The sequence below is a fragment of the Marinobacter shunpengi genome (assembly GCF_045449695.1).
Classification (GTDB): domain Bacteria; phylum Pseudomonadota; class Gammaproteobacteria; order Pseudomonadales; family Oleiphilaceae; genus Marinobacter.
The window spans coordinates 108,105-127,949 of the sequence record NZ_JBJJKZ010000016.1 but is presented as its reverse complement, the minus strand read 5'-3'; the positions used below and the strand labels follow the sequence as shown (position 1 = coordinate 127,949).

The 19,845-nt window shown below is 62.5% G+C and carries 15 protein-coding genes, 1 tRNA gene and 1 riboswitch; of the genes, 5 read left to right on the top strand and 11 right to left on the bottom strand.

What is annotated here, in order from left to right; translation table 11 throughout:
- Positions 1–93: 93 nt before the first annotated feature.
- Positions 94–285: riboswitch (cobalamin riboswitch) on the bottom strand.
- Positions 286–374: 89 nt separating this feature from the next.
- From ACJO2E_RS15180 to putA, 5 genes are all read right to left on the bottom strand, one after another.
- Positions 375–1,223: a methylated-DNA--[protein]-cysteine S-methyltransferase gene (locus ACJO2E_RS15180; protein ID WP_406964935.1), complete on the bottom strand. Its 849-nt coding sequence runs from the start codon at positions 1,221–1,223 to the stop codon at positions 375–377.
- An 11-nt stretch (positions 1,224–1,234) separates the two neighbouring features.
- Positions 1,235–1,999 (bottom strand): SDR family oxidoreductase, encoded by a 765-nt coding sequence (locus tag ACJO2E_RS15175; protein ID WP_406964934.1) that lies wholly within the window; start codon positions 1,997–1,999, stop codon positions 1,235–1,237.
- 214 nt (positions 2,000–2,213) lie between these two features.
- Positions 2,214–3,719, bottom strand: coding sequence for a sodium/proton antiporter NhaB (nhaB, locus tag ACJO2E_RS15170; protein ID WP_406964932.1), 1,506 nt, complete (start codon positions 3,717–3,719; stop codon positions 2,214–2,216).
- A gap of 177 nt (positions 3,720–3,896) precedes the next feature.
- On the bottom strand, positions 3,897–4,328 hold the full coding sequence (locus tag ACJO2E_RS15165; protein WP_406964931.1) for a YqaA family protein: 432 nt from the start codon (positions 4,326–4,328) through the stop codon (positions 3,897–3,899).
- Positions 4,329–4,431: 103 nt separating this feature from the next.
- Positions 4,432–8,061, bottom strand: coding sequence for a bifunctional proline dehydrogenase/L-glutamate gamma-semialdehyde dehydrogenase PutA (gene putA / locus ACJO2E_RS15160; protein WP_406964930.1), 3,630 nt, complete (start codon positions 8,059–8,061; stop codon positions 4,432–4,434).
- 310 nt (positions 8,062–8,371) lie between these two features.
- On the opposite strand from putA, the gene ACJO2E_RS15155 reads away from it, so the two are divergent.
- Positions 8,372–8,824 (top strand): Lrp/AsnC ligand binding domain-containing protein, encoded by a 453-nt coding sequence (locus ACJO2E_RS15155; protein ID WP_406964929.1) that lies wholly within the window; start codon positions 8,372–8,374, stop codon positions 8,822–8,824.
- A 12-nt stretch (positions 8,825–8,836) separates the two neighbouring features.
- Here ACJO2E_RS15155 and zigA read toward each other — a convergent pair whose 3' ends face one another.
- The gene (gene zigA / locus ACJO2E_RS15150; protein ID WP_406964927.1) at positions 8,837–10,039 is read right to left on the bottom strand and encodes a zinc metallochaperone GTPase ZigA; all 1,203 of its coding nucleotides are present in this window, start codon (positions 10,037–10,039) and stop codon (positions 8,837–8,839) included.
- Positions 10,040–10,257: 218 nt separating this feature from the next.
- Between zigA and ACJO2E_RS15145 the strand changes: the two genes are divergently transcribed.
- From ACJO2E_RS15145 to ACJO2E_RS15130, 4 genes are read left to right on the top strand one after another with little or no spacing between them, the layout of a single operon-like run.
- Positions 10,258–11,583: a hypothetical protein gene (locus ACJO2E_RS15145; RefSeq protein WP_406964926.1), complete on the top strand. Its 1,326-nt coding sequence runs from the start codon at positions 10,258–10,260 to the stop codon at positions 11,581–11,583.
- Positions 11,584–11,599: 16 nt separating this feature from the next.
- Positions 11,600–12,718: a hypothetical protein gene (locus tag ACJO2E_RS15140; protein ID WP_406964925.1), complete on the top strand. Its 1,119-nt coding sequence runs from the start codon at positions 11,600–11,602 to the stop codon at positions 12,716–12,718.
- Positions 12,708–13,613, top strand: coding sequence for a metal ABC transporter substrate-binding protein (locus ACJO2E_RS15135; protein WP_406964924.1), 906 nt, complete (start codon positions 12,708–12,710; stop codon positions 13,611–13,613). Before ACJO2E_RS15140 ends, ACJO2E_RS15135 begins: the two co-directional genes overlap by 11 nt.
- Complete coding sequence (locus ACJO2E_RS15130) at positions 13,603–14,394, top strand: metal ABC transporter permease (RefSeq protein ID WP_406964922.1); 792 nt, start codon at positions 13,603–13,605, stop codon at positions 14,392–14,394. Before ACJO2E_RS15135 ends, ACJO2E_RS15130 begins: the two co-directional genes overlap by 11 nt.
- A gap of 18 nt (positions 14,395–14,412) precedes the next feature.
- Here ACJO2E_RS15130 and ACJO2E_RS15125 read toward each other — a convergent pair.
- The 5 genes from ACJO2E_RS15125 to atpD form a co-directional block, all read right to left on the bottom strand.
- A tRNA-Thr gene (locus tag ACJO2E_RS15125) sits at positions 14,413–14,488 on the bottom strand.
- A 71-nt stretch (positions 14,489–14,559) separates the two neighbouring features.
- A complete protein-coding gene (glmS, locus tag ACJO2E_RS15120; protein ID WP_406964921.1) occupies positions 14,560–16,392 on the bottom strand; it encodes a glutamine--fructose-6-phosphate transaminase (isomerizing) in 1,833 nt (610 codons plus the stop codon).
- Positions 16,393–16,417: 25 nt separating this feature from the next.
- Positions 16,418–17,788, bottom strand: coding sequence for a bifunctional UDP-N-acetylglucosamine diphosphorylase/glucosamine-1-phosphate N-acetyltransferase GlmU (glmU, locus tag ACJO2E_RS15115; RefSeq protein WP_406964919.1), 1,371 nt, complete (start codon positions 17,786–17,788; stop codon positions 16,418–16,420).
- 159 nt (positions 17,789–17,947) lie between these two features.
- On the bottom strand, positions 17,948–18,370 hold the full coding sequence (locus ACJO2E_RS15110) for a F0F1 ATP synthase subunit epsilon (RefSeq protein WP_406964918.1): 423 nt from the start codon (positions 18,368–18,370) through the stop codon (positions 17,948–17,950).
- Positions 18,371–18,410: 40 nt separating this feature from the next.
- A complete protein-coding gene (atpD, locus tag ACJO2E_RS15105; protein WP_406964917.1) occupies positions 18,411–19,805 on the bottom strand; it encodes a F0F1 ATP synthase subunit beta in 1,395 nt (464 codons plus the stop codon).
- Between the last annotated feature and the right edge of the window lie 40 nt (positions 19,806–19,845).

Sequence of the window (19,845 nt, the reverse complement as noted above, 5' to 3'; positions counted from 1 at the left end):
CCATCCCCCTCTCCCTAACCCTCTCCCGCCAGGGGAGAGGGGATTAATAGGGTCGTCCGCAAGAATCTATCTGCTCACCTTTAAACGCGAAGGCTCGACATTCTGTCCAGGGCAGGTCTTCGGACTCAGGGGCTTGAACCTCTCGGTTCGGCCTTGCGGGCGACTTCCCGGCGTGCGTGCCAGTGTCGTAATGCCCACTCGTTCCCCAATACCGCTGCGCGTCAGTTCCGGATTCTCACCGGATTCCCGATACCAGATGGCGACACTTTGATCACTACATTTGGTATTCAGCCAAGGACATTGTCACTATATACGGGATATTCGCTCCCAACAAGTGACTGACACCGATCGCCATAAGATTGGCCATGAAGCGATCAGGACACCGCCGTTTCCGGCTCGGTCCGCAAACGCTCCCAGGCCTGGATCACCCGCTTGCGGTTCGGCCCCCAACGGTAACCACCAAGAGCGCCGCTTTGCTGGATCACCCGATGGCAGGGAATCAGCAGGGCCACCGGGTTCACCCCAACAGCGTTGCCCACCGCCCGTGAGGCGCTAGGGTATCCCAGGGAGCGGGCGATATCCCCATAGCTGACCACCGCGCCGTAGGGAATGTTCATCAGCGCACGCCAGACGGCAATCTGGAAATTGGTACCGGACACCCGGATGGAGATGGGGCCTTCCGCCTGCTCCTCCGGCCTGCCCAGCATCCGGGCCACCACCGGCTCGGTAGCCTCAGGATCCTCTACCAGCGTGCTTGCGGGCCAGTCTGACCTGAGTTGTGCCAGTTCAGTATTCAGGTCGGAGTAGTCGAGAAAGGCGGCCCGGCACACACCCCGGTCGGTGCGGGCCACCAGCAGGTCTCCGAAAGGCGTGTCATGGACACCATAGCTGATACGCAGCCCTTCACCCCTTGTCTTGAATTCACCGGGGGTCACCGCTTCAAGCTGGACAAAGTGGTCGTGCAACCGCGACCCACCACTGAGACCGATGTCGAGCGCCGTGTCCAGCAGCGAGCGGGATTCCGACAACAACGCCTTGCTGTGTTCCAGGGTCAGCACCTGAAGGAAGCGCTTCGGAGAGGTGCCGGCCCAACGGGTGAACAACCGCTGGAAATGATAGGGGCTCAGGTTTACGTGTGCCGCCACCTGCTCCAGCGTCGGCTGACTGCCCGCCTGCCCAACCAGATAGGTAATGGCCTGTTCGATACGCGCATAGTCCGACATCATCACGTCCCTCACATTCTGTTCACGGAAACGCCACCATCCACCAGCATGGCCGAACCGGTGGTGAACGAGGCGGCGTCCGACGCCAGGTACAGCGCCGACTGCGCAATGTCTTCCGGCGATGCAATCCGTTTCAGGGCGTGCAGCCCCCGCACCATGTCCATTGCCTCCGGTGAATCGGCAAAGGTGCGTGCCGCATCGGTATCCGTGCCCCCCGGTAGCAGGGCGTTAACCCGGATGCCCTGGGCGCCGTGCTCAACGGCAAGCACCTGGGTCAGTCCGACCAGGCCGGCCTTGCTGGCAGCGTAGGCGGCCATGCCCGGCATACCCGCAGTATGGCCGACAAACGATGAGGTGAATAACAGCGAGCCGCCACCCCGGGCCACCATGGCCGGTAGCTGATACTTCGCCCCCAGCCAGGCGCCGGTCAGGTTGGTGGTCAGCACCTCATCCCAGTCATCCCGGGACATATCGGATGCCGGCCCCATGGCGCCGAGCACACCGGCGTTATTGAAGGCGATATCAAGGCCGCCAAAGGCCCTGGTGGCCATGTCCACCAGGGCCCGGGCATAGTCTTCATCCCGCACATCCCCCGCCAGCGCCACGGCCTGGCCACCTTCCGCCTCGATCTCCCGGACCAGGGCCTCCAGCTCCTGCTGACGACGGGCGCCAACAACCACCGAGGCCCCTTCCCGGGCGAACAGACGGGCTGATGCATAGCCGATGCCCGCACTGGCACCGGTAACAATGGCAACTTTATTGGACAGGATATTCATGGCTGGAGCTCCTTTCATCGATGACGGAATCGTCGGCTGATAGCCGGTTCAGAATCGATGATAGGGAGTCTCCCCGTGGCGGCCGACCCGAATCTTGCGGAGATGACGGCAGGGCGTTTTCTGATCACGCAGAACCGTGTTGCCCTGCCGTCACCCTCCGAGCATAGGGTTCAGGCGCACCCTTCCAGCAGTATGGTAGGCCCTCCGGTGGCCATCAGACCAGATAGATCACACTGATCAGGCCTACCGTACCCATGACGATGGTGTAGGGGAACGCCATCACCACCATGCGACCATAGGACAGCCGCACCAGCGGCGCGATGGCGGAGGTCAGCAGGAACAGGAACGCCGCCTGGCCGTTGGGGGTGGCCACGCTGGGCAGGTTGGTGCCGGTGTTAATGGCGATGGCGAGGGTCTGAAAATGTTCGTTGTTGATGGCGCCGGCGTCCAGGGCCTGCTTGATCTCACTGATGTAGACCGTGGCCACGAACACATTGTCGCTGATCATGGACAGCAGGCCGTTGGCGATAAAGAACATGCCCGGTTGCTGGCTCTCCGGCAGGTCCAGCACAAATTCGATCACCGGCTTGAACAGGTGCTGGTCGTGGATCACCGCCACCACGGCGAAGAACACCACCAGTAGGGAGGTGAACGGCAGGGATTCCTGGAAGGCCTTGCCGATCTGGTGCTCGTCGGTCACCCCGGTAAAGGAGGTAATGATGATGATCACCAGCAGGCCGATCAGACCCACCTCAGCCAGGTGGAAGGCCAGACCCACCACCAGCACCCCGGCGGCAAAGGCCTGGATCCAGAGGGCAGCCTCGTCGGCCTTGGTGCGCTTGGCCTTCTCGTTGTCCGCGAACTCTTCCAGTACCCGCCGTACGGGCTTGGGCAGACGGGTGCCGTAACCGAACCAGCGCAGTTTCTCCAGCGCCCAGCAGGTGAACAGGCCGGCGCCGAGCACCGGCAGGCTCACCGGTGCCATGTGCTCGAAGAAGCTCTTGAAATCCCAGCCCACGGTTTTGGCGATCAGCAGGTTCTGGGGTTCGCCTACCATGGTGGCCACGCCACCCAGGGCGGTACCAATGGCGCCATGCATCAGCAGGCTGCGCAGGAAGCCACGGAACTGCTCCAGGTCTTCCCGGTGCAGTTCGATCACCTCCGCATCACTGTCGGCGTTGTGGTCCTTGTGCTGGTAACCCTTGCCCGAAGCCACCTTGTGGTAAACCGAATAGAAGCCCACCGCAACGCTGATGATGACCGCCGTTACTGTCAGTGCATCCAGGAACGCGGACAGTACCGCCGCCGCGGCACAGAACAGCAGCGACAGGGCGGACTTGGAACGAACCCCCACCAGGATCTGGGTGAAGGTGACCAGCAACAGCTCCTTCATGAAGTAGATGCCCGCCACCATGAACATCAGCAGCAGGATTACCGGGAAGTTGGTGAGCAGCTCATGGTAGACCGCCTCCGGTGACGTCATGCCCACCAGGATAGCCTCCACCGCCAGCAGGCCGCCGGGCAGCAACGGGTAACACTTCAGCGCCATCGCCAGGGTAAAGATGAACTCGCCCACCAGAAGCCAGCCCGCCACCGCCGGTCCGAACATCACCACCACGATGGGGTTGATGATCAGGAACAACAGGATCAGCTGCTTGTACCAGGTGGGCGCCTTGCCCAGGAAATTGGCGGTAAAACCGCCGAACACGGTCGATGGCATTTGTCTATCACTTCTATAGATAGGATCTTTTACGAGGCGGGCGCATATTACCAGAAGCAATCGCAAATGTGCTTGATATCGGTGAACTTTCGTGCGATGTCGATCTCATTGCGGCATTCAGACGCACCAAAACGGTGCCGCCATCTATCGGGAGGACAGCAGGCGATACCTGGTAGATCAGCTATTGAGCCAGCCAAAGGTCAGCATGGCGGTGATCAGGTAACGCCCGCCCTTAGCCAGGGTGACAATGGCCAGGAAACGCCAGAAGGGCTCCCGCATGATACCGGCAATGAGGGTGAGGGGGTCGCCAATGAACGGCGCCCAGCTCATCAGCAGGGACCAGTGGCCCCACCGATGGTAGTGAACCTGGGCTTTTTCCAGTGTGCGGGCCTTGAACGGGAACCACTTGCGGTAGCGGAACTTTTCGATGTACAGGCCCAGATACCAGTTCACCACCGAACCCAGCACATTGCCTACGGTGGCGACCAGAAGCAGGCCGGCAATGGAATAGGCATCCGACACCAGCAATCCCACCAGCAGGGCTTCAGACTGGAACGGAAAGAAGGTGGCAGCGGCAAAGGCAACAAAGAACAGGCTGAGATAGGCCATGGGGGATCCGGTACTCCGGGCAGCGGTGCATCGGGGGATGGCCTACCACCTTAATGGCGGAGTAAACGGAAAGCCAGGAGCACTCCCTGCTCCCGCTCCGGATCTATTCCGAGGCCGCGATCAGGCTGGCGTTGCCCCCGGCAGCCGTGGTATCCACACACAGGTGACGCTCGATCACATAGCGCTGATCCAGGGTATGCTCGGTGATCAGTGGCAGCAGGGCGCCATCCCGTTTGGCCAGGGCCTGGCGGTACCGCTTCAGCCGATCCGTTTCCGCACAGCTCACTACCGCGTGGAAACCGTCCACCGTGGCCAGGGCCTCCGGGTCCAGCAGACCGTCACAACCCACCACCGGCAGGCCGGCGTCAGTCGCCTGCGCCAGGGTTTCCTCAACCCCCGGTGCGATCACCACGACCCGGTTACCCTGGGACAGGGCGGTTGCCGCCTGTTCCAGGGCGGTGCCCCGGTCCGGGCCCAGACAAAGCACCAGACCACGGGGATGGTTGGACAGCCGGTTCAGCTCGCCCGTGGGGCCGGGCAATTCCTCTGTCTGGTCATCCAGGGGAGCCGGCGCCTCGCCCAGGATCGGCACCAGGTGGGCCATCCGTTCGCTGGGCCCCGGTAGCGGCGCCTTGTCCAGTGAAGCAATCAACGATTGCAGGGCCTTGGCATCCACCGTGCTGGCGCTGGTATCCGCCGGCACCTGCTTGACCGGTCCCTGCAGGAAACGGCGAACGTACTGCGGTCCACCAGCCTTGGGACCGGTGCCGGACAGGCCCTCGCCGCCAAAGGGCTGAGAGCCGACAATGGCGCCGATCTGGTTGCGGTTGACGTAGGTGTTGCCCACATGGATGCGGTTGGCGATCCGCTCCACCCGGTGGTCCACCCGGCTGTGGATACCGAAGGTCAGGCCGTAGCCCTTGGCATTGACGGCATCCACCACCTTGTCCATGTCCTTCGCCTCGAAGGTGGCCACATGGAGCACCGGGCCGAAGATTTCCTCTTCCATCTCCTCGATACCACTGACCTTGAGCACGGCAGGGGACACGAACAGCCCGCCTTCCGGTACCGGCACTTTCTTGAGGAGCTTGCCGTCCCGCTCGAATTTATCACAATGGTCCTGGATCTTCTTGCGGGCGTTGTCGTCGATCACCGGCCCCACGTCCGTGGACAGCAGCCAGGGGTCGCCGATGCCCAGTTCGTCCATGGCGCCATAGAGCATCTCCAGCAGGTGGTCGGCAATGTCCTTCTGCACATACAGCATGCGCAGGGCCGAGCAGCGCTGGCCGGCGCTCTGGAACGACGATGCCAGTACATCCCGCACCACCTGCTCCGGCAGGGCGGTGGAGTCCACGATCATGGCGTTAAGGCCACCGGTTTCCGCCACCAGGGGGGCGTCCGGTGCCATGTTGTCGGTCATGGCCTGGTTGATGCGCTGGGCGGTGGCGGTGGAACCGGTAAAGCAGACGCCGGCAATGCGGGCGTCGGAGGTCAGCGCCGCCCCCACGGTGGCGCCGGTGCCCGGCAGCAACTGAACCGCCGCCTTCGGAATTCCCGCCTCATGCATCAGCTCCACGGCCCGGCTGGCCAGCAGCGAGGTCTGTTCCGCCGGCTTGGCCACCACGGTATTACCGGCCGCCAGGTTGGCCATGATCTGGCCGGTGAAGATCGCCAGCGGGAAGTTCCAGGGCGAGATGCAGCACATCACCCCACGGGGATTGCCGCTGCCTTCGTAGCGTTCCGCCTCGTTGGCGTAGTACTGGGCGAAATCCACCGCCTCCCGGATCTCGGCGACGGCATCCAGCAGGGACTTGCCCGCCTCCCGGGTGGTGAGGGCGAACAGCTCGTGGGCGTGTTCCTCATACAGGTCCCCCACCCGGCGAACCCGGGCGGCACGCTCAGCGGCGGACAGGGCGGACCAGCTACTGAATTCGGCCTGCGCGGCGTTGATGGCCGCGTCGATATCGTCCGGGGACGCCTGGGTCACGTAGCCGACCAGATCCTCCGGGTTGGCCGGGTTGCGCACCACCTGCACTTCCGTGCCGATAACGTCCGAGACAACCACCGGACCGCCTTTCCAGCGATGCTCCCGGTATTGCCCGCGGCCACGGTCGATCTCCCCGATGGTCACGGGGTCGGTGATATCCCAGCCCTTCGAGTTACGGCGTTTCTCGCCAAACAGGTTGGCCGGCTTGACGATGGCCTTGCTGGACAGATCGCGGCCCAGGGATTCCACCGTCTCGATAGGATCCCGGGCAATCTCTTCCGGGGTAATGCGGGTGTCGACAATCTGGTTGACGAACGAGCTGTTGGCGCCGTTCTCCAGCAGCCGGCGCACCAGGTAGGCCAGCAGGTCACTGTGCTTGCCCACCGGCGCGTAGATCCGGCAGGGCACGCCACTATCCTTCATGACCTGGCTGTGGAGGGACTCCCCCATACCGTGCAGGCGCTGGAACTCGTAGTTGTCGAGCCCGGCGGTGCGGGTCATCTCCAGCACGGCGGATACCGAGTGGGCGTTATGGGTGGCGAACTGCGGGTAGATGCGATCCGCCATGTTCACCAGCTTGCGGGCACAGGACAGGTAGGCCACGTCGCTGCAGGCCTTGCGGGTGAACACCGGGAAGTCTGTGAGCCCCATCACCTGGGCACGCTTGATCTCGGCGTCCCAGTAGGCCCCCTTCACCAGCCGCACCATGATGCGGCGGTCCAGCTTCTCCGCCAGGGCATAGAGCCAGTCCAGGGTTTGTGGCGCACGCTTACCGAAAGCCTGTACCACCACACCAAAACCTTCCCAGCCGGCCAGGTCGGGATCGGACAGGATGGCTTCGATCACATCCAGGGACGGGTCCAGCCGGTCCTGTTCCTCGGCATCGATATTGAAACCCATATTGGCCGCTGCGGCCTTCTTCGCCAGTTTCAGGGCACGGGGCATCAGTTCCTTCATCACCCGGTCATGCTGGCCGTACTCGTAGCGTGCCAACAGGGCGGAGAGCTTGACCGAGATACCGGGGTTCTTACGCACATCGCCGTCACAGAACTGGGCGATATAATCGATGGCGTTCTCGTAGGCCTCGTAATAGCGCAGGGCGTCGGCGTCAGTTCGCGCGGCCTCGCCCAGCATGTCATAGGAGTAGGTGTAGCCCTTGGCCACATAGTCCTTGCCTTCCTTGTGGGCTTCCTCGATATCCCGGCCCAGCACGAACTGGCGGCCCATTTCCTTCATGGCCTGGCCGGCGACGGTGCGCACCACCGGCTCGCCCATGCGCTTGACCATCTTGCGCAGGGTGTCGCCCACGCTCTGGCGCTCGGAATCCTTCAGCAGGTTGCTGGTCATCAGCAACGCCACGGTGGTGGAGTTGATAAAGGAGGACGACGCCTTGCCCACATGGGCACTCCAATTGCCGGAGGTGATCTTGTCCTCGATCAGGGCATGGATGGTCATGTTGTCCGGCACCCGCAGCAGGGCTTCCGCCAGGCACATCAGCGCCACGCCCTCCTTGGTGGTCAGGCCGTACTCCGCCAGGAATTTTTCCATGATGGTGGAGCGGGCGTTGGCCCGCACATCCCGCACCAGGTCCGCGGCCCGGTCGGAGATGGCACGGCGTTCCTCCGGCGACAGGCCGGCATCCGCAATCAGTTCACGAATCACCTCGTACTCATCGGCGAGATAGTAGTTGCGGACAGCCTGGCGGCTTTCGGCCAGTGTCGGTTTGTCTGACTGCTGCGGTTTCATAACGGTAACCTCATCGTCATCTGTCTCTCTTGCAGGCATTCTACCGATAGGGCGTCAGACCATTTTCCTGTATTAATTTTATACATCCGTTAAATGTCCCGTTTTTACCGAGTCTGAATTACAATAAAGACTTCAGTTTCCGGGATAACAGGAAAAATGATCTGATTACACCCGGTGATCGGGTTGCCGATCCGGGGCTGCCTGCCATCGCACCTGCACTGACTTCAGTCTAGAACGCTATGGAACGGTACGCAGGGAATTGGCCTCCGGTTTCCATCGGGTGTCTCTCATTAACCACGAACGAGGCCATATGACAGAGCCGGACCGCATCGACCATTCCATCATGCGCGAGCTGCAGAAGAACGCCCGCATCACCATTACCGAACTGGCCTCCCGGGTAGGGCTGTCGAAGACCCCCTGCCAGGTGCGCATGCGCCGGCTGGAGGAACAGGGCTACATCACCGGCTACACCGCGCTGCTGAACCAGACCCGCATGGGCCTGAGCCACATCGCCTTCGCCCAGGTCACCCTCAATGACACCAGCAGCAAGGCCCTGGCCGCCTTCAACGAGGCCGTCCGTCAGATCGCCGCCGTGGAGCAGTGTCATATGATCGCAGGCAACTTCGACTACCTGCTGAAGGTGCGCACCCGCAACATGGCGGAGTACCGGCAGGTTCTGGGGGAACAGATCTCGGCGCTGCCCCACGTGTTGCAGACGAGTACGTTTGTGGTGATGGAGAATGTGAGGGATGGGGCGGTATAGCCCCCATCCCATTTAACGCCAGGCGGGAAACGGATCGTTCAGGGTCTGCCAGAAGTCCTTGCCCGCCACCAGTTGCCCGTCGTCCAGCAGGCAGTCATCCAGTTGCCGGCGCACCGTGGCTTCATCCAGGTTCTGGCCGATAAACACCAGTTCCTGGCGCATATCCCCGAAGGGTTCCTCCCAGTGGGCCATGATGGCCTGGCGATATTCCTCGTCTTCGGGCCAGTGCTCTTCCGGCACCGCCTTCCAGAACATACCGGCAAAGCCGTGACGGGCGATGCCACCTGCCTGGCTCCACTGGCCTACAAACTCTGGCCGGGTGGCCAGCCAGAAGTAGCCCTTGGAACGGATCAGGCGACCGGTGGGCCAGGGCTGGTTGAGGAACTCGAAGAACTTGGCGGGGTGGAACGGCCGGCGGGCCCGGTAGACGAAGCTGCCAATGCCGTATTCCTCGGTTTCCGGGATATGCTCACCACGCATTTCCACCAACCAGCCCGGCGCCAGTTGGGCCCGCTCGAAGCTGAAGCGCCCGGTGCCGAGGACTTTGTCCAGGGCAACATCGCCCTGGCGGATGGGCAGGATTTCCGCCTCGGTGTTCAGACTGCGCAGCACCCCGGTCAGGCGGTGGAGGTCCTGCTCACTGGCCAGGTCGGTCTTGCTCACCAGGATGACATCGCTGAACTCCACCTGGTCCACCAGCAGGTCCGCCACGCTGCGTTCATCCTCCTCGCCCAGGCTTTCGCCGGACTCTTCCAGGGACAGCGCCTCGTCATAGTCCTTCAGGAAATTCACCGCGTCCACCACGGTCACCATGGTATCCAGCCGGGCCACATCCGACAGGCTGATGCCGTCTTCATCGGCAAAGGTAAAGGTCTCCGCCACCGGTAGCGGCTCTGAGATGCCGGTGGACTCAATCACCAGGTAATCGAACCGGCCCTCAGTCGCCAGGCGGCGCACCTCCACCAGCAGGTCCTCCCGCAGGGTGCAGCAGATGCAGCCGTTGCTCATCTCCACCAGCTTTTCCTCGGCCCGGTTCAGGGTGACTTCCTGCTGGACCTGGGCAGCGTCGATGTTGACCTCGCTCATGTCATTGACGATCACCGCCACCCGGCGGCCTTCCCGATTGTTGAGGATATGGTTCAACACCGTGGTCTTACCGGCCCCGAGAAAACCGGACAGGACGGTTACCGGTAGTCGATTGCTGTTTTCCTGCATGTTTTCTCACTCCTCTCACACCAAAGTGCCCGAATCGGGCTTTACGTTAATTATGTTATAACATAACATTCGTTGTTGATCAGACAAGACCTTAATCCGCCACACGAGGAACAAGCCGATTCACCAACCTCCGTCGGCAAACCGCTGTTCCATATCCGCCTCGACTGACTTTCTATTCAATCGATAAAAGCAACGTTATAACGTAAAAGGAGTTTTCCATGACAAAACTGACCCCACCATTCGCCCACAACCCGCTGCGCCTGGCCATTGCCCTGGCAGCAACCACCCTGCTCCTGGCTGGCTGCGGAGGCGGCAACAGTGGATCCGATTCCGACGATAGCGACGACGACCATGCGCACGAGGAGATCGACAGCACCGGGCGACTGGCCACCTACGACGCCGGTGCCGGCGCCCTCAAGGTCTTCGAAGTGGACGACGGCACATTGCTGGAAACCGTCCCGCTCGCCGGTGAAGCACCGCGGCTATCCCATAGCCCCGGATACCGCTACGCCGTGGTGATCCAGCGGGAGGACGACCTGGTGTCCTTCCTGGACGGCGGCCTGTACGTGGAGGATCACGGTGATCACATGCACGAGTACGCCGAAACCCCCACCATGCTGAGCCTGACCCTGAACGACCGCCGGCCCACGCACTATTCCCTGGGAGCAGACAGCGGCGTGGTGTTCTTTGACGGTGAAGACGGGGTGGCCAGCTCAAAAGTGACGGCGCTGTCCGACGCCTCGCTGATGGATAGCACCACACTGGCCAGCCTGGGCCGGGACAACGCCATGCACGGGGTGGCCAAGCTAATCGGCGACCAGTTGTTCGTCACCTACCGGGACCCGTCCATCACCGACACCACCCTGCCGGCGGAAGTGGAGCGTTACAGCTTCGACGGTGACAGCTTCAGCTTTGAAACCCGCTATGGGGAGCAATGCCCGCTCCTCCACGGCGCCGCCGCCAATGACCATACGCTGGCCTTCGGCTGCGGTGACGGCGTGCTGGTCATCGACCTGCACGACACCACCTACCCGGCCAGCAAGCTGGACAACCCAGACTCGCTGGCGGCGGACAGCCGGATCGGCACCCTCGCAAGCCATCATGCAGTGGAGGAGCTGGTGGGTATCGCTGGCGACCAGCTGTATGTGATTGACGCGGAAGCCAGCGCCGATCCCTACCGGGAGCTGACCCTTGGCGCCGGCGTGGGCCTTGTGGCGCAGGGGTTCGACGCTCATGGAGAGGTGTTCTATGTGCTGGGCGACGATGGCGACCTGCGCCTCTTCCACCCCGGGGATAACTGGGCCCTGGCCCATACCATTACGGTAACCGGCGCCCTGGGGGAAGACGCCGCCGCGCCCTCCATCACCACCTCCGCCGCCGATGACCGCCTGTACCTGCTGGACCCCAACGCCAGCACCATTACCGAGATCGACAGCCATGACGGCGGGATCGTCCGCACCCTGAACCTGGACTTCGAGGCGTCCGGGCTGGTGTGGCTCGGCCTGGCCGACGGCGATCACAGCCACGACGACCATGACCACTGAGCAGTAAGGAACGACCATGAAACACAGCCATTCCGTGGCCAGCGCACTCGCGCTGGCCCTCGCACCACTGACCGCGCCCCTGGCCAACGAGCTGAACCCGGATATCAGCGCAGTGCTGGACGGTTACTACAAACAGAACACCACCGCCCTGTCCCACCGGGACGAGGGCTTCGGGCTGGGCCATACTGAGCTGTCCCTGTCCTCGCCCATCGACGACCTGTTCGAGGGACGTATGACCGCTGTCCTGGAAAGTCATGACGGCGAGACCGAACTGGAACTGGAGGAAGCCTTCATCCAGACCACCGGCATGCCCTGGAACCTGAGCATGCGTGGTGGCCGCTTCCTGTCCCAGGTGGGTTATCTCAACGGGCGGCATTTGCATGAAGATGATTTCGTGGAGCGCCCGGCGGCCTATCGCGCCATGCTCGGCAGCCACTATTTTGACGACGGTGTGCGTCTCAACATGCTGTTACCAACCCCGTTCTACTGGCAGATCGGTGCGGAAGCCTTCGACGGCGATCGCCTCTCCGAAGGTGAAGAGGATATCGGGGTGTACACCGTGAATACCCGGTTCGGCGGTGATATCTCCACCAGCCAGAGCTGGCAGGCGGGGCTGTCCTGGGTACGTAACCGCCAGATCCATGGTGGGGAAGGCGCTGGTCATGACCATGAGCACGAACATGAAGAGGGTCACGACCACAGCCATGGGGCTTCCTACACCGGCGAAAACCTCTACATGGCGGACCTGGTGTGGAAATGGTCCCCCCGGGGCAACACCCGCCAACAGCAACTGACGTTGAGTGGCGAGTATCTCTACGCTGACGACCTGAACGAGTACGCCAGCTCCGATGATGTCCACGAAGGCTGGTACGCCTCGGCGGTCTACCAGTTTGCGCCCCAGTGGTCCGCCGGCGTGCGTTATGGCGAAGTGGATCTCAAAGAAGCCCATGGCGACCACTTCCACGATCAGGAACTGGAGGAGACCGACATCATGCTGGCCTGGTCACACTCCCACTTCTCGACCCTGCGGCTGCAGTACACCTTCCAGGATGCCTACGGCTTTGAGGAAGCGGACAATACTGTCACCCTGCAGTACGTGATGTCGTTCGGGGAGCACGGTGCCCATGGCTTCTAAAGGATGGCTGGCGGGGTTGGTGCTGGCGCTCGTTGCGCCAGCCGCCCAGGCCAGCCTGAACGTGTTCGCCTGCGAGCCTGAGTGGGGCGACCTGGCCCGGTCACTGATGCCGGACGCCGACGTTACCGTAGCCACCACCGCCTGGCAGGACCCCCACTATGTGGAGGCCCGGCCCAGCCTGATCGCCGCCGTGCGTCGGGCCGACCTGGTGGTTTGCACCGGGGCGTCCCTGGAAGTGGGCTGGCTGCCAACACTGCTCCAGAAATCCGCCAACCGGCAGGTACAGGAAGGCGGCCCCGGGCTGTTCTATGCTGCGGAGCAGGTGCCGTTGCACCAGTCCCACGACCATGTGGATCGCAGCATGGGCGACGTGCATCCGGAGGGCGATCCCCATGTGCACCTGAACCCGGATGCGGTGCCGGTGATTGCCGAAGCCCTGGCCAGTCGCATGGGCCAACTGGCGCCGGACAGTACCTCCGACATCCAGCGGCGTTACCTGTCCTGGCGGGTGGACTGGAACCTTCACCGGGACCGGTGGCGACAGGCGGCGCGGCAACTCGGTGGTTTGGAAATAGTGGTCCAGCACACCAGCTTCGATTACCTGCTGCGCTGGCTGGGAGTGGAGCCGGTGATCGACCTGGAACCCAAGCCCGGCCTGCCCCCCAGTGCCTCGCACCTGAGCGGGGTACTGGGCCATGACCGGCTGGAGCAGGCAGACGGGATCCTGGTGGCCACCTATCAGGATGACCGCCCGGCCCGCTGGCTGTCGGAGCAAACCGGATTGCCTGTTCTGGTGCTGCCGTCCACAGTCACGGATGAGGCTCCAACGAAAACCCTGCCGGACCTGATCGACCATCTCATCGGGCAACTGGAAGGCCTGGCTGATGACGCCTGAACACTGGGCCTGGCTGGCTGCCCCCCTGGCGGCAGGAATCCTGATGGCGATATGCCTGGTGCCCCTGGGGCACCGGGTGCTGTCCCGGGGCATGGTGTTCGCCGATCTGGCCATCGCCCAGTGGGCCGCACTGGGCTCACTGGCCGGCAACCGTCTTGTCCCCAAACAAGTGGTGCTGGGCATTCCGGTGAGCAGCCTGATCCTGGCGCTACTGGCCGTTGCCCTGGTCCACCTGATCCTCCGGTACCTGCCGGCCCACCGGGAGGCCACCATCGGCCTGCTCTACGTGTCCGGCGCCAGCCTGGCGACCCTGCTGGTCAGCAGCGATCCCCACGGCGCTCAGGCCCTGGCCCGGACCCTGGACGGGGACCTGCTGTGGGTGACCGGCCAGTCATTGGTGCCACTGGCCGTGGTGACGCTGGCGGTACTGGGTTGGCAGCTCCTACCCGGTAAGGGATTTCGGGACAGGCTGTTCCTGGTCCTGTTCGCCCTGTCGGTCACCCTGACGGTGGAGATGGCGGGCATCTACGTGGTGTTTGCCAGCCTGATCGCCACGCCGCTGCTGATCTGCCATCACGGGGGCAGGCCACTCTGGCAGGCGATGCTGGCGGCCGCCGCGGGCCAGGGCATCGGGCTTGGCCTGTCGGCGTTCTACGACCTCCCGGCTGGACCTGCCGTGGTGCTCGCCCTGATATTCACGGCCTTCCTGGCCAGGGTCGTCAGCGGACGGTTACCGGAACCGGATAGCCGAGAGGTGCGATTCCACCAGAATAGCAAGTAGGAACAGCGGGCCGATGGGTGGAGCTGCAGGGGGGAGTCGAACCCCCGACCTACTGATTACGAGTCAGTTGCTCTACCGCCTGAGCTACTGCAGCAGCCATTGGCAATCTAGGGGTCGGGGAAGGCGGATTTCAAGGGGCCCGTTGCGGGCCCCCTGGCTATCGGTTTATTCGACAGTAACGCTCTTGGCCAGGTTCCGCGGCTGATCCACGTCGGTGCCCTTGAGTACCGCCACATGGTATGACAGCAACTGCAGCGGTACGGTGAAAACAATCGGTGCCGTAATCGGGTGGACCGACGGGATCTGCATGACGTGGATGCCTTCCTCGGATTTCACGTCGGCCTCGCGGTCGGCAAAAACGAACAACTCGCCGCCCCGGGCCCGGACTTCCTCCAGGTTGGACTTGAGCTTCTCCACCAGGTCATTGTTGGGCGCCACGGTGACCACCGGCATCTCGCTGTCCACCAGGGCCAGGGGGCCGTGCTTGAGCTCGCCGGCCGGATAGGCCTCGGCGTGGATGTAGGAGATTTCCTTCAGCTTCAGCGCCCCTTCCAGGGCCACCGGGAACTGGGAGCCACGGCCCAGGAACAGGCTGTGGTTCTTGTCCACGAAGGCTTCACTGAGTTCCGCGATGGAGTCGTCCAGGGCCAGTACATCGGCGACCTGGCCGGGAACCAGTTTCAGGGCCTGGACGATTTCCGCTTCTTTCTCCTCCGGCAGGCCATTGTGGCGGGCCAGGGCGAGGGTGAAGATCAGCAGCGCGGTGAGCTGGGTGGTGAAGGCCTTGGTGGAGGCGACACCGATTTCCGGTCCGGCCTGGGTCATTACCACCATGTCCGATTCCCGCACCAGCGAGCTGCCCGGTACGTTGCAGATCGCCAGGGCAGCGCGGAAGCCGGCCTTCTTGGCCTGGCGCAGCGCGGCCAGGGTGTCTGCAGTCTCGCCGGACTGGGAGATGCACAGGAACAGGGTGTCCGGCTGGATCACGTGCTTGCGGTAGCGGAACTCCGACGCCACCTCCACGGAACAGGGCACGCCGGCCAGTTCCTCGATCCAGTAACGGGCCACCATGCCGGCGTGGTAGCTGGTGCCACAGGCAATGATCTGCACATGGCGGATGTCCTTCAGGAGTTTACCCGCCTCGATGCCCAGGGCCTGCTCCAGCACCCGTCCGTCACTCAGGCGACCCTCAAGGGTAGCCTTGATCACCGCCGGCTGCTCGTGGATCTCCTTGAGCATGAAGTGACGATAGTCGCCCTTGTCGGCGGCGTCGTGGCCGTGCTCGAAGCGGGTCACTTCCCGCTCCACCGGCTCGCCGCTGCGGTCAATGATCACTACCCGATCCCGGTGTATATCCGCCAGGTCTCCTTCCTCCAGGAACATGAACCGGTCGGTGACAGGCAGCAGGGCAAGCTGGTCGGACGCGATGAAGTTTTCACCGATGCCCACGCCGACAACCAGCGGGCTGCCCTCACGGCAGACCACCAGGTGGTCCGGCTCGTCGGCATGCACCACGGCCAATGCAAAGGCACCGCGCAACTGACTGATAGCAGCCTTGACCGCCTGGAACAGATGACGTTCCTGCTGGTAATGCTTTTCGATCAGGTGGGCAATGACCTCGGTGTCGGTCTGGGAGGTGAAACTGTATCCCTCCTCCCGGAGCTGGTCCCGCAGGGTCTGGTAGTTCTCGATAATACCGTTGTGAACAATGGCCAGCCGTTCGCCGGACATGTGCGGATGGGCATTGATGCGGGAAGGTTCGCCATGGGTGGCCCAGCGGGTATGGGCAATGCCCACATGGCCGGGGGCCGGATGGGCGGCCACCGCCTCCGACAGGGCAGCCACCTTGCCCAGTTCCCGGGCCCGGTTGATCTGGCCACTGCTGTCCAGGGTCGCCAGGCCGGCGGAGTCGTAGCCCCGGTATTCCAGCCGCCTCAAACCTTCCAGCAGGATACCTTCCACGTCCCTCTGGGAAACTGCTCCAACGATGCCACACATATTGATGTCGTCCTGTTACCGGGGGTCAGTCTTTCTTTTCCGGCCGTTTCCAGCCCTTGATGTTGCGCTGGCGACCGCGGGCAACGGCCAGCTCCTTCGCATCCACATGGCTGGTAATGGTGGATCCGGCGCCGATAACGGCGTCTTCGTCCACCGTGACCGGTGCCACCAGGGCGGTATTGGAACCGACAAACACATTGTCGCCCAATACCGTCTGGAACTTGTTTACGCCATCATAATTACAGGTGATGGTCCCTGCACCTACATTCACATTACGACCCAGTATGGCGTCACCCACATAGCTCAGGTGGTTGATCTTGCTACCCTCGCCCACGTCGGCCTTCTTGGTTTCCACAAAGTTGCCCACCTTGGCGGACCGGGCCAGGCGGGTGCCCGGGCGCAGGCGCGCGAAGGGGCCTACCTGGCACTGCTCGGCAACCACGGCACCCTCGATCACCGAGTTGGCGTGCACGGTAACATTATCCGCCAGTTGGGCATCGCGGATCACGCAGTTAGGGCCGATGGAGACGTTATTGCCGAGGGTAACGTCACCTTCGAACACCACGTTCACATCAATCAGCACGTCCTGACCGATGGTCAGCTCGCCGCGCACATCGATCCGCGCCGGATCCGCCAGGGTGGCACCTTCGGTCATCAGACGGCGGGCCTCGCACTGCTGGTACCAGCGCTCCAGCTCCGCCAGTTGCAGGCGGTTGTTCACCCCCTGCACTTCCTCCTCATGGGACGGCTGGGCTACTTCGATGGTAAGCCCTTCGTCCGCCGCCATGGCGATGATGTCGGTGAGATAGTATTCGCCCTGGGCATTGCGGTTGGAGAGCTGGGGCAACCACCGTTTGAGGTGGTCCGAGGTGACCGCCAGGATACCCGTGTTCACTTCCTGGATCGTCTTCTGCGATTCGCTGGCATCCTTCTGCTCCACGATCGCCGTCACCTGGCCCTGATCGTTTCGCAGGATACGGCCATAGCCGTCGGGATTACCCAGGTCGACGGTGAGCAGGCCCAGGCTTTGGTCATTGACCCGGGATACCAGGGCCACCAGGGTTTCCGGATTGATCAGCGGTACGTCACCGTAGAGCACCAGCACCACGGCACCATCCGGCACGCCGGGCAGGGCCTGAGCCACCGCATGGCCGGTACCCAGCTGCTGTTCCTGCAGCGCCCAGACCACGTCCTCCGCTGGTGTCACCGCCCTGACCTGTTCGGCGCCATGGCCGATCACCCCGTGGATGCCTTCGGCCCCCAGGGTCCTGGCGGTATCCATGACATGGTGCAGCATGGGCCTGCCGGCCACTTTGTGGAGCACCTTGGGCAGGGAGGATTTCATGCGTGAGCCCTGACCGGCGGCCAGGATGATGACATGCAGGGGGGCAGTCATGGCGGGTTCCTGATTCCTCTGGTTGATACGGAGGTCCCTTTGGGGGGGGCCCTTCAACAAAAAAGCCGCAGCCATTGCGCTGGCGATTGTCCAGACTGAGCGTCTGTTATCGCCACCACTACGGATGCGGCCCTGGTGAGCACGTTCCACCGGAACGTCTTAGCGTACCTTGTTGCGCAGTTTCTGCAGGGTACGGAGTTGCGCCATGGCTTCTGCCAGTTCGGCAGCGGCCCTGGAGTACTCGAACTCACCGGTCTTATTTGCCAGTGCCTTCTCGGCCTCCCGCTGGGCTTCCAGCGCTGCGGCTTCATCCACGTCCTTGGCCCGGACAGCGGTGTCAGCCAGCAGGGTGACAATGGAGGGCTGAACCTCCAGGTAGCCACCAGAGACATACAGGATCTCCTCCTCACCGCCCTGCTTGAGGATCCGGACAGCGCCGGGCTTCAGAGCAGTCAGCAGCGGGGCGTGGCCGGGCTGTATGCCCAGTTCGCCCTCGGACCCGGTGGCAATCAGCATTTCCACCAGACCGGAGTAGATCTTTTCTTCGGCACTTACGACGTCACAATGTACGGTCATAGCCATCTCAGTTGCCTCTCAGGTCGGTCAGCGAAGGGAGGGTGACTTACTTGTCACCCTTGGACTTCAGTTCCTTCGCTTTTTCGACCGCTTCTTCAATGGTGCCACACATATAGAAGGCCTGCTCAGGCAGGTCGTCATAGTCACCATTGAGGATACCCTTGAAGCTGCTAATGGTTTCCTTCAGGGAGACGTACTTACCGGGAGAACCGGTGAATACCTCGGCCACATGGAACGGCTGGGACAGGAAACGCTCGATCTTACGGGCGCGGGCAACGGTCAGCTTGTCATCTTCCGACAGTTCGTCCATACCCAGGATCGCGATGATGTCCTTCAGTTCCTTGTAGCGCTGCAGGTTGGTCTGTACGCCACGGGCTACTTCGTAGTGCTCTTCACCAATCACCAGCGGATCCAGCTGACGGGAGGTGGAGTCCAGCGGGTCGATCGCCGGGTAGATACCCTTGGAGGCGATGTCACGGCTCAGTACCACAGTCGCGTCCAGGTGGGAGAACGTGGTCGCGGGGGACGGGTCCGTCAGGTCGTCCGCCGGCACGTAAACCGCCTGGATGGAGGTGATGGAGCCGGTCTTTGTGGACGTGATCCGCTCCTGCAGCTCACCCATCTCCTGGGCCAGGGTCGGCTGGTAACCTACCGCGGAAGGCATACGGCCCAGCAGTGCCGATACCTCGGTACCCGCCAGGGTGTAACGGTAGATGTTGTCAACGAACAGCAGTACGTCACGGCCTTCGTCACGGAACTTCTCGGCCATGGTCAGGCCGGTCAGTGCAACCCGCAGACGGTTTCCGGGGGGCTCGTTCATCTGGCCGTAAACCATCGCTACCTTATCAAGGACGTTGGAGTCCTTCATTTCGTAGTAGAAGTCGTTACCTTCCCGGGTACGCTCACCAACACCGGCGAATACGGAGAGACCGGAGTGCTCTTTCGCGATGTTGTTGATCAGTTCCATCATGTTAACGGTCTTGCCCACGCCGGCGCCGCCGAACAGGCCAACCTTACCACCCTTGGCGAACGGGCAGATCAGGTCGATAACCTTGATGCCGGTTTCCAGCAGGTCCGCGGACGCGGCCTGGTCGGCATAGCCCGGTGCCTTGCGGTGGATACCCCAGCGCTCTTCCTCGCCGATCTCGCCCTGTTCGTCGATGGGACGACCCAGAACGTCCATGATACGGCCCAGTGTGGCGGTACCAACCGGAACGGAAATCGGTTTGCCGGTATTTTCTGCTTTCAGGCCCCGCTTGAGGCCTTCGGTGCTGCCCATGGCGATGGTTCGAACAATACCGTCACCCAGCTGCTGCTGGACTTCCAGAGTTGTTTCGCCACCTTCAAGCAGCAGTGCGTCATAAACGTTGGGTACGGATTCACGCGGAAATTCCACGTCGATAACCGCGCCAATGATCTGAACGATGTGTCCGCTACTCATGCTCGGTTCCTCGTTATCTCAATAGTCTTCAAAACCAGTT